Below are 9,917 nucleotides of genomic sequence, written 5' to 3' on the forward strand. Positions count from 1 at the left end.
TCCGGCGGCGCCGACCCGGGGGCGCCGTTCCGGCGGCGCCGGCGCGCGGGTCGTGGCGCAGGGTCAGGGCCTGGCGAGCCCCTGGCGGGCGCGGCGCCGGAACTCGCGAAGGCGCCGCTGGAGGTAGCGGCGGCGGTAGCCGTCGGCCCCCGCGTACCAGGCGCTCGGCTTCAGGAACGAGCCGATCGACGCCGTGGCGATGAAGGGCGGGTGGAGCAGCGACCACCAGAGCGTGCTGACGCCCCACAGGTCGCGGCGGTCCCATTGCCGGGTGCCGACCCCCATGCCGACGAACTCGATGCCGGCCTTGACGGCCCACAGGCCCAGCACCCACGGCACCAGGCCGGGCAGGACGGGGCAGAGGAGGACGGCCAGCGTCAGGAGCACGCTCTGCAGCCCCAGGATGGCGATGCCGGCGAGGAACCCGGGGTGGTAATGGAGCACGTGGTGGTAGCGGCTCACCCACCTACGCTGCTGCCGCAGCAGCTGCGGGGCGCCCTCCGCCCCGCGGGTGAGCACGCGGCAGCGGTGGTCGTCGGCGAAGACGACCTTCGCGCCGGGCAGGCGCCCGAGCTTCTGGGTGAGGAGGTCCTCGTCCCCGCTCGGGGCGCGCCCGGCGGCACCGAAGCCGCCGACGGCCTCGAACGCCGAGCGGCGGTACGCCAGGTTGTTGGCGCTGCTCGCGAACCTCAGACCGAAGCGGGTGAGACTGCGCGACACGAGCATGAGTGTGAACCAGTCGACCGACTCGAACCGGTCGAGCAGCGTCCGCGCCTCGCCGCGGCGGCTGGTGGAGACGTAGCCGGCCACCATGACGACGTCGGCCGCGAAGTAGGAGGCCATGCCCGCCACCCAGCGGCGGTCGTGAACGCAGTCGGCGTCCGTCGCCAACACCAGTTCGCCCGTGGCGGCGCGGAGGCCGTGCTCGACCGCGTTCACCTTCGGAGCCAGCCGCCTGCTCGGCGCGGTGACGCTCACTGGTCGGAAGCGTGGGTCCTCGCGTGCGAACCGCTCGATGACGGCGGCCGTGCCGTCCGTGGAGCGGTCGTCGATGACGACGAACTCGAGCCGGCCGCCGTACTCCTGCGCCGCCAACGACGCCAGGGTGGCGGGCAGGTCGCGCTCCTCGTCGTGGGCGGGCACGATGACGCTCACGCTGGGCGTGGCGCTCGTGCGCTTGAGGGGTGTGGAGCGCAGGGCGCCCACGATCACCATGATCATCAGCGCCAGGTAAGGCACCTCGACGAGGTAGAGGGCGACTATGAGGGCGGTCTGCACTGCCGGGCCTTCGCTTCCGCTTGCGTCGCTGGGCTGCCGCGCGGCGCCGCCGCGTCGGTCGGTCTGGTGAGGATGCTACCACCGCCCACGCGGACCCGGCGCCGCGACCGGACCGGGGCCGGCGCGAGGTTACGCTTCGGTGGTGGCGAAGGACGGCGCGCAGAGCTTCCACGCTTTCCTCACCCAGTTGCCGGGCTACGAGGACCAACTGGCGGCCTACCAGTTCATGCCGCCGCGGTCGGGGGTGGTGGAGACGGCGTTCGACGGCCCCTTCGCGGACCGACTCGCGGCGCTGGGGCTGACGCCCTACTCCCACCAGGCGCGGGCGCTGGCGGCGGTGGGCCGGGGCGAGAACGTCGTGGTGGCCACCGCCACCGCCTCGGGGAAGTCGCTCGTGTTCCAGCTCCCGGTCATCGACGCGTTGGCGCGGGGGCGCACGAGCTTGCTGCTCTACCCGACCAAGGCGCTCGCTGCCGACCAGCTCCTGAAGCTGCGCTCCCTCGCCGTCGCGACCGGGGAGGGCGCGGACGGGGTCGGCGCCTATGACGGCGACACCGCGCCGGAGGAGCGCCCCCTCGCGCGCGAGCGGCTGCGCGTGGTCCTCACCAACCCCGACATGCTCCACTACGGCATCCTCCCGCAGCACCCCACCTGGGCGCCGTTCCTCGGCGCCCTCGAGTACGTGGTGCTCGACGAGCTGCACGCCTACAGGGGGGTGCTCGGTTCGCACGTCGCCAACGTGGTCAGGCGGCTGCTCCGGCTCGCGGCGCGCTACGGCGCCAGCCCCAGCGTGATCGCCGCCTCGGCCACCATCGGCAACCCCGCCGTGCACGCCGAGCGCCTGGTCGGTCGCCCGTTCGGAGTCGTGGCCGACGACGGGGCGCCGAGCGGCGCGCGCGAGTTCGTACTGTGGCGGCCGCCCGTCGTCGGTCGCGCTAGCGCGGAGGACGGCGTGGCGCGCCGCCGCTCCGCCAACTCCGAGGCGGCCGGTCTGGCGGCCGAGTTCGTGCGGGCCGACGTCAGGAGCATCTTCTTCTGCAACTCCCGCAAGGGCGCCGAGCTCGTGCGGCGCTACGCCGCCGCCATGCTCGGACCGGAACTGGACGGGCGCATCGAGAGTTACCGCGCCGGCTACACGCCGGAGGCGCGCCGGTCGTTGGAGGAATCGTTCCGCCGCGGTGCCATCACGGTGCTGACGAGCACCAGCGCGCTCGAGCTGGGGGTCGACATCGGCGGCGTGGACGCCGTGGTGCTGGTGGGTTACCCGGGCTCGAAGATGGCCATGTGGCAGCGCTCCGGTCGCGCCGGTCGCGCCGGCGGCCGGGCGCTCACGCTGCTGATCCCCGGGGCCGACCCTCTCGACGAGTACTACCTCACCCACCCCGAGGCCCTGCTCGACGGGCCCGTCGAGGACGCGGTCGCGGACCCCTTCAACGAGGTGCTGCACCCGCGCCACCTCGTCTGCGCGGCGGCGGAGGCGCCGTTGACGCAAGGCGAGGCGCTGGTGGCCCCGTGGGTCGACCTCGCGGAGGTGGACGGGCTCGTGAAGGTGGGCGGCTCGTACGTCAGTCGCCGGCGCTACCCGCACAGGCGCGTGGAGTTGAGGGGCGGCCACGGTCGCAGGATCAGGCTGAAGGACGGTCTCGGGCGCTCGCTCGGCGCCACGGACCTCGGCACGGCGCTGAGGGAGCTCCACCCGGGCGCGGTCTACCTGCACCGGGGCGAGCAGTACCTCGTGGCGAGCCTCGACCTGACGGCCGGCCTCGCGCGGCTACTGCCGCACATCGAGGACTACTACACGCAGCCGCGCTCGGAGACCGACATCGAGGTGCTAGGGCCGCTGCCGCCGCGCGCGGGCGACGCGGGCGAGCTGCGGGCGCCACCGGCCGGCGTGACGGTCGGGCGCGTGAGGGTCACCCACCGCGTGACGGGGTACGTGATGAAGCGGTACTTCAGCGAGGTCGTGCTGGAGGAGCGCGCGCTCGACCTGCCCGAGGTCGCGTACGACACGCAGGCGCTCTGGTTCGAGGTCGGCGGCTTGCCTGGCGCCCCCGGCGCCGCCGAGCTCCCGGCCGCCATGCACGCGTTGGAGCACACGTTGATCGGGCTGCTGCCGGCCTTCGTGCTGTGCGAGCGCGCCGACGTCGGCGGCGTCTCGTACCCGCTGTTCCCGGCCACCCTCAGGCCGACGGTCTTCGTCTACGACGGTCACCCTGGCGGGGTGGGGTACGCGCGGGCCGGCGCGGCCGTGTTCCTCGACTGGCTCGCGGCCGCCTCGCGCCTCCTCGAGTCGTGCCCTTGTCACGGCGGCTGCCCGCGCTGCGTGCTCTCGCCGAAGTGCGGCAACGGCAACCAGTTCCTCGACAAGGCGGGCGCGGCCACGCTCGCCCGCGCCCTGCAGGCGGCGCTCGCCTCCGCCGGCGCGAGCGGCGGCCGGGCCGCGGTCGCCTGAGCCCGGCGAGGGAGGGGGGATGCTAGACTCCCAGGTCGTGCGCGTCGGCTTCGTCACCCAACTCAACTGGTCGCGCTTCGGCCCCTTCTGGGTGGCGCTCGCCGAAGCGGCCGGACTCGAGCCCGTCTTCGCGACGCCCGACGCCGTCGCCGAGCGCTTCAGGACCCTGGAGGCCGGAGCGGTGCCGACGGTGGCGTTCCGGCTGGCGGCCGCGCAGGCGCTGGCGCTCGGCGCCGAGGGAGCCGAGTCGGTCGTGGTGCCGGAGCTCGTGCGAGCGAGCGAGGTGGCGCGAGGCGCCGGCAACGACCCGTGGGTCGTCGACCTGGCGGGCAGCTTGCGCTCGGCGCTCCCCGGTCTCGCGCCGCTACACCCCGTGCCGAGCTGGTTCGGCGCGGAGCTCGAGACCCGCGCTGTGGGGTTCCTCCAGGCCCACGGGCACGACCCGGCGCTCGTGCGGCGCGCGCTCGACCGCGCGCGCTCCCTGGCCAGGGCGCCGCGCCCGGGCGGCTCGGACGTGGGTGCCGGCCCCGCCGGCACGAGCACGGTGGCCGTCGTCGGTCAGCCGTGGCTCGTCACGCCCAGACTGGTCGCCCTGGTGGGACGGGAGGGGGAGCGGGTGGTCGGGCAGCACCGCATCGCCCCGGACGAGCTGAGGGCCGAGGGTCACCGGGTCGAGCCGCGCCTGGTCGACAGCGACGCGGAGGCGCTGGGCGCCGCGAGGCTCTTGGGACGCAGGGCGGCGGTCGATCGCTTGCGTCTGGTGGTGGACGCCGAGTCCGGCAGCGACGCCTGGCTCGCCAAGCGCGTGGCGCGCGGCGCGCACAAGCCCCTGGACGTGGTCACCGTCCAGGAGGCGCTCGCGGGCCGCGACCCCGTCGACGCCCTGCTGCACTCCCGGCTAGACTGACTCCCGTGCACGTGGTGCTGATCCTGGTGGCGTTGACGCTGGTGATCGTCAACGCCTTCGGCTCCTGGGCCGTCAGCCGGCGGAAGCCGGCGGTGGCGCAACTCTTCCTGGTCGCGGCCATGGTCCTGACGGTAGCGGCGGTGGCGTACGCCTTCCGGGACCGGGTGGCCTGGTGGGTCCTGCTCGTGGGGACGGCCCTGGGCTACCTCGCCTCCTTCCTCAACGCGAGGCTGGTGATCGGCAAGGTCGTGTGGCCCTACCACCTTCTGCGCGCGGCCGTGCTCGCCGGCGTGCTGGTGGCGGCGCGTTGGTTGGCCAGGTAGGCGCGGGCGCGCGGCAGGGCGCCCCTTTGCGAGGCGCGAGCCGGCCGGCCGACGGCCGCGGGCCTCAGAACGCGTTGAGACCTGTGATCTCGCGTCCGAGGACGAGGGTGTGCACGGTGTCGGTCCCCTCGTAGGTGGCCACGGTCTCGAGGTTGAGCATGTGCCGGATCGCCGCGTACTCGGTGGTGATGCCGTTGCCGCCCAGCAGGTCGCGGGCGGCGCGGGCGACGCCGAGGGCGCTGCGGCAGTTGTCGCGCTTGGCGAGCGACACGCGGGCCGGGTGATCCTTCCCCTGCTCCTTGAGCTGGCCGAGCCGGATGGCGAGCAGGTCCGCCTTGGTGATCTCCGAGAGCATGTCGGCGAGTCGTGCCTGAACGAGCTGCTTCGCCGCCAGCGGCTCGCCGAAGGCGGGGCGGTCCGCCACGTAGGCCCGGGCCTCGTCGAAGCAGGCCTGCGCGGCGCCGACGACGCCGAACGCGATCCCGAAGCGCGCCTGGTTGAGGCAGGATAGGGGCCCCTTCAGGCCGCTCACCTCGAGCTGGTTCAGCGTGGGGACGGCCACCTCGTCCAGGTAGAGCTCGCTGGTGACGGACGCTCGCATGGAGGCCTTGGTCTTGATGTCGACCGCTTGGAACCCGGGCCGGTCCGTCTCGACGACGAAGCCGAGGACCCGGCCGCTCGCCTCGTCCTTGGCCCACACGATGGCCACGTCGGCTCGCGAGCCGCTGGTGATCCAGCGCTTGACGCCCGTGATCACCCACTCGTCGCCGACGCGGCGGCAGCGCGTGCGCATGGCGCCTGGGTCGGAGCCCGCGTCCGGCTCCGTGAGGCCGAAGCAGCCGACCGCCTGACCTGAGGCGAGGAGGGGGAGCCACCGCTCCTTCACCTCGTCCGTGGCGTAGGCGGCGATGGGGTACATCACCAGGCTCGACTGCACGCTGACGAACGAGCGCATGCCCGAGTCGACGTACTCGATCTCCCGGCACACGAGCCCGTAGGCGGTGTAGGAGGCGCCGGCCCCACCGTACCGTTCCGGGGTGGTTACCCCCAGCGCGCCCAGGTCGCCGAAGCGCCTGGCGAGTTCCGGCGGGAACTCGCCGTCCTGCCACCAGCCGCCCACGTGCGGGAGTAGCTCGGAGCGCACGTACTCGCGCACGCTGCCCTGGATGAGCCGCTCCTCCGGGCTGAGCAGGGAGTCGACGTCGTAGAAATCGGTCAGCGCGGGTGCGCCGGCTTTGGTCGTCGGGGTCGTCATCGACCGCCTCCTAGTTGGGTCTCGGTCCTGCCTTCAACCGTCTCCGAAGAGCTGCTTCATGGCGTCCTCTTTCGAGGTGCGCTTGGCGGGGAAGTAGCGCTCCCCGTCGACGGTGATCTTGCCGGCGTCCAGCAGCGCCGCCAGGGCCGACTCCAGCGTGTCGACGGCGAGCTCCTCGAAGTGGCGCTCGTCGATGTGGCGCTGCACGATTCGGAGGGTGACGCCCTTGGTGCCACCCGCCTCGACCGCCTCAAGTACCCAGGTCTCCACGGTCATGCCAGAGTTTACGCCGCCAGGGGGGTGGGTGACCCGCCCCGCCGGGCGGTGGGGGAGACCGGCGCGCGCCCGGAGGTCCTGCCGGGCGCGCGCGTACGAGGCGCGCCCCGCTCAGCGGGGCAGCGCCCCCGTGCCGAGCCGGTCCGCGCCCGCCCTGAACGCCTCGCTGCGACCGCCGGAGAGCTCGCCCCAGCTGACCTCGGCGTCCATGGTCATCACGTCGACCGGGCAGGCCGCAATGCACGCGTCGCAACCCACGCACAGTTCGGGCCTCAGCAGCAGCGCCCCCTGGGGTCCCGTGAGGTCGCGCTCTAGGGCTCCGGTGGGGCAGGCCCGCGTGCAGGCCGGGCAGAGGATGCAGCCGTCGGCCACGCGCGGCAGCCGCCACGGCACGAGTTCGTCGGGCTCGGGTCGTCCCGCCGCCACGATGGCGTAGCGGCGGGCCGCCTCCGGCGGCGGTTCCGCTTCGGGCGTGACGGCCTCCGGGACGGCCGCGGCGAGCCAGCCCTCGAGGGGGCCGAGGGCGTCGGCGGCGCCCTCGGCGGCGCGGCGGGCGCCTCCCGCGAGGAGCGCCCTGCGGCTCAGGGCGTCGCGGCGCGGCGGCGCGTCGAGGCGGTCGACCTGCGTCACGTTCACCGCGAGGCGCCGACCGTGCACGGCGAGCATGGCCGTGGCGTCGGCCGCGGAGCGGGCGACGGCCGTCGGGACGGCGGCGCCCCCCACCTTGCAGCCGGCGCAGTCGCCTCGCCCGAGGGTCACGGCGTCGGCGGTGCCGGCGAGGCCGACGATGTCGGGTCCCGACAGCTGGGCCAAGCAGCGGACGCTCGGGGCGTCGCCCGGCACCTGGCTGCAGCGCAACGTCGGTCCGGGCGCGAGCCTCGGTGGGTCGGCGAGCGCCTCGCTCGGGCAGGCGCGTATGCAGAGCCCACAACCGGTGCAATCGACCGGGTCGATCTCGACACTGGTCCCGATGGTGACGGCGTCGTGCGGGCAGGCGTCGAGGCAGGCGCTGCAGGCGTCCTTGCCGCTGCGCACCACCAGGCAGCGCTCGGCCGTGTAGGCGGGCGCGACCTCGACGGCGCGCAACAGCGAGGAGAACAGGTCGCTCAGGCCGGCCACGTCGCCCTCACCTCCGCGCCGCCACGAGGTTCAGAAGCCGTACAGCTCGACGCGCTTCTCGCTGAGCTTGGCGTGGTAGCCCGTGTCGTCGAGGTAGGCGTCGAAGGCGTCGAAGTCGATCTGCTGCTTCGTGTCCGAGAGGGCGACGGCCGGGTTCGGGTGCACCTCCACCATGATCCCGTCCGCGCCGACCGCCAGGCCGGCCTTGGTGAGCGCCACGAGCAGGTCGCGGCGCCCGCCCGAGTGGGTGACGTCCACCAGCACGGGCAGGTGGCTCTCCAGCTTGGCGAGGGCCACGGCCGACACGTCGAGGGTGTTGCGGGTGTACTGCTCGAAGGTCCTAATGCCGCGTTCGCACAGGATGACGTTGTCGTTCCCCTCGCTCAGCAGGTACTCGGCGGCCATCAACCATTCCTCGATGGTGGCCGACAGGCCCCGCTTCAGGAGCACCGGCTTGCGGCTGCGCCCGACGGCGCGGAGGAGGGAGAAGTTCTGCATGTTGCGGGCCCCGATCTGCAGGAGGTCGACGTACTCCTCGAACAGTGGGAGGTCGGTGGGCGTCATGATCTCGCTCACGAACGCCAGGCCGTGCCGGTCGCAGGCGGCGCGCGCCATCGCGAGGCCGGCCTCGCCCAGGCCCTGGAACGAGTACGGGTCGGTGCGCGGCTTGTAGGCGCCGCCCCGGAACAGCCGCACCCCGCGCGAGGCGACGCGGGCGGCCACCGCCTCGACCTGCGCCTCCGACTCGATGGCGCACGGGCCGGCGACGAGGACGGGAGAGTGCTTCGAACCGATCGGCACGCCGCCAACTTCCACGACGGTGTCGGCCTCGTGCGTGGTGCGCGACGTCAGGTAGGCGCGCTTCTCCTGGCTCTTGCTCTGCTGCATGCTGGCCTGGAAGACCTGCTTGAAGAGGCTCTTGACGGTGGCGGCGTCGAACGGTCCGCGGTTGGCGGCGACCAGCGCGTCGAGCATGGCCTGCTCTCGCACGGGGTCGTACTGGGAGCTACCCATGGCGGACTGCAGCGCGCCGATCTCGGCGGCGACCGTGGCTCGCGTGGAGAGGAGTTCGAGGATCTGGAGGTTCAGCTCGTCAATACGTGCCCGAAGGCTCTGGATCTTCTCTTGCATGCAGCATCCTACGCTGAGACACCCGCACCACCAAGATGGTCAGCTCGTAGAGCACCACCAACGGCACGGCGACGAGGGCGAGGTTGAACGGATCCCCGGTAGGGGTGATCACCGCGGCGAGCGCGACGCCGGCCACGATGGCCCAGCGGCGCGTGCGGGCGAGCGGAGCGTAGCGCAGTATCCCGATGCGAGCGAGAAGGTAACCGAGGACCGGCATCTCGAACATCAGGCCGAAGACGGCCATCAGCATCAGCAGGGTGGAGATGTAGTGCCCGATCGACAGGAGCCCCTGCGCCTCGCCGCCGAGGAAGGAGAGCAGGATCGGGATGCTGAACGGCAGCACGACGTAGTACGCGAACGCGACCCCCGCCGCGAAGGCCAACACGGCGAAGAGGATGAACGGGACGGCGTAGCGCCGCTCCTCGGCGTAGAGGCCCGGCGCCACGAACCCCCACACCTGCCCGAGCACGACGGGGGAGGCGAGCACCAGCCCGAAGAACGACGCGATCTGCATCGAGACGGTGAACGGCTCGAGCACCGCGAAGTAGTTGAGCGTCATGCTGGCGGGGAGCGGCGCCTTGAGCCACTCGAGGACGTCGAAGCGGAACGCGAACGCCACCCCGGACGCCACCACCCACGCCACGAGCGCGATGAAGAGCCGCTTGCGCAGCTCCTCGAAGTGTTCGATGAGGGTCACGGCCTAGCCGCCCCCCTCGCCCGCGCGTGCCGGCCCGTCACCGGAGTTGCCTCGTTGCGCCCCGGCGGTCAGGCCTGTCCGGCGCCGTTGCCCTGCGCGGCGGCGGCCGCCTCGGGGTTCTCCTTGGCGCCGGCGCCCGCCGCGCCAGGGGCGGCGGCGCCCGCCGCGCCGGGGGCGGTGGCGCTCGCGGTGCTGGCCGAGGCCACGGGGGCGCCCTTCGGACGCTCGCCCTCCGCCTCGTCGTCGAAGTCCTTCTTCATGTCCCGGATGCCCTTGCGGAACTCACGCACGGCCTGGCCGAGCCCCTTGGCCATCTCTGGCAAGCGCCTCGGCCCGAAGATCAGGAGCACGAGCGCGAGGATGATGAGCAGTTCCCAGATTCCTATGGGTCCGATCCTTCCCATCTGTGGCGCCTCCAAACGGTCCCATGCTAGCAACTGCGGGGGCGCCGGGGGTGTGACGGTGGACAGCGGGCGCGC

Annotated in this window: 10 protein-coding genes; 3 read left to right on the plus strand and 7 right to left on the minus strand. The window is 73.1% G+C overall.

Annotated features, from left to right (window positions below; all coding sequences use genetic code 11):
• Window positions 1-63 precede the first annotated feature (63 nt).
• Window positions 64-1,278, minus strand: a complete 1,215-nt coding sequence (locus tag H3C53_08030; GenBank protein ID MBW7916612.1) for a glycosyltransferase — start codon at window positions 1,276-1,278, stop codon at window positions 64-66.
• A gap of 226 nt (window positions 1,279-1,504) precedes the next feature.
• Between H3C53_08030 and H3C53_08035 the strand changes: the two genes are divergently transcribed.
• The 3 genes from H3C53_08035 to H3C53_08045 are packed head-to-tail and all read left to right on the plus strand — an operon-like array spanning window position 1,505 to window position 4,960.
• The gene (locus H3C53_08035) at window positions 1,505-3,730 is read left to right on the plus strand and encodes a DUF1998 domain-containing protein (GenBank protein MBW7916613.1); all 2,226 of its coding nucleotides are present in this window, start codon (window positions 1,505-1,507) and stop codon (window positions 3,728-3,730) included.
• A 19-nt stretch (window positions 3,731-3,749) separates the two neighbouring features.
• Window positions 3,750-4,637 carry a hypothetical protein gene (locus tag H3C53_08040; GenBank protein ID MBW7916614.1) on the plus strand — a complete coding sequence of 296 codons (888 nt, stop codon included), beginning with the start codon at window positions 3,750-3,752 and terminating at the stop codon, window positions 4,635-4,637.
• A 5-nt stretch (window positions 4,638-4,642) separates the two neighbouring features.
• On the plus strand, window positions 4,643-4,960 hold the full coding sequence (locus tag H3C53_08045) for a hypothetical protein (protein ID MBW7916615.1): 318 nt from the start codon (window positions 4,643-4,645) through the stop codon (window positions 4,958-4,960).
• A gap of 64 nt (window positions 4,961-5,024) precedes the next feature.
• On the opposite strand, the gene H3C53_08050 is transcribed toward H3C53_08045, so the two are convergent.
• From H3C53_08050 to H3C53_08075, 6 genes are all read right to left on the minus strand, one after another.
• Window positions 5,025-6,179: an acyl-CoA dehydrogenase family protein gene (locus H3C53_08050; protein MBW7916616.1), complete on the minus strand. Its 1,155-nt coding sequence runs from the start codon at window positions 6,177-6,179 to the stop codon at window positions 5,025-5,027.
• 69 nt (window positions 6,180-6,248) lie between these two features.
• Window positions 6,249-6,491 carry a hypothetical protein gene (locus H3C53_08055; protein ID MBW7916617.1) on the minus strand — a complete coding sequence of 81 codons (243 nt, stop codon included), beginning with the start codon at window positions 6,489-6,491 and terminating at the stop codon, window positions 6,249-6,251.
• 111 nt (window positions 6,492-6,602) lie between these two features.
• Entirely contained in the window at window positions 6,603-7,610 is a 1,008-nt protein-coding gene (locus H3C53_08060; protein ID MBW7916618.1) for a 4Fe-4S dicluster domain-containing protein, read from the minus strand.
• Between the two features lie 30 nt (window positions 7,611-7,640).
• The gene (locus tag H3C53_08065) at window positions 7,641-8,741 is read right to left on the minus strand and encodes a bifunctional 3-deoxy-7-phosphoheptulonate synthase/chorismate mutase (protein MBW7916619.1); all 1,101 of its coding nucleotides are present in this window, start codon (window positions 8,739-8,741) and stop codon (window positions 7,641-7,643) included.
• Window positions 8,704-9,438, minus strand: a complete 735-nt coding sequence (tatC, locus tag H3C53_08070; protein MBW7916620.1) for a twin-arginine translocase subunit TatC — start codon at window positions 9,436-9,438, stop codon at window positions 8,704-8,706. The genes H3C53_08065 and tatC overlap by 38 nt, the downstream gene beginning before the upstream one ends.
• A 68-nt stretch (window positions 9,439-9,506) precedes the next feature.
• Window positions 9,507-9,842 (minus strand): twin-arginine translocase TatA/TatE family subunit, encoded by a 336-nt coding sequence (locus H3C53_08075; GenBank protein ID MBW7916621.1) that lies wholly within the window; start codon window positions 9,840-9,842, stop codon window positions 9,507-9,509.
• Window positions 9,843-9,917 lie beyond the last annotated feature (75 nt).

Source organism: Trueperaceae bacterium, assembly GCA_019454765.1.
Taxonomy (GTDB): Bacteria; Deinococcota; Deinococci; order Deinococcales; family Trueperaceae; genus JAAYYF01.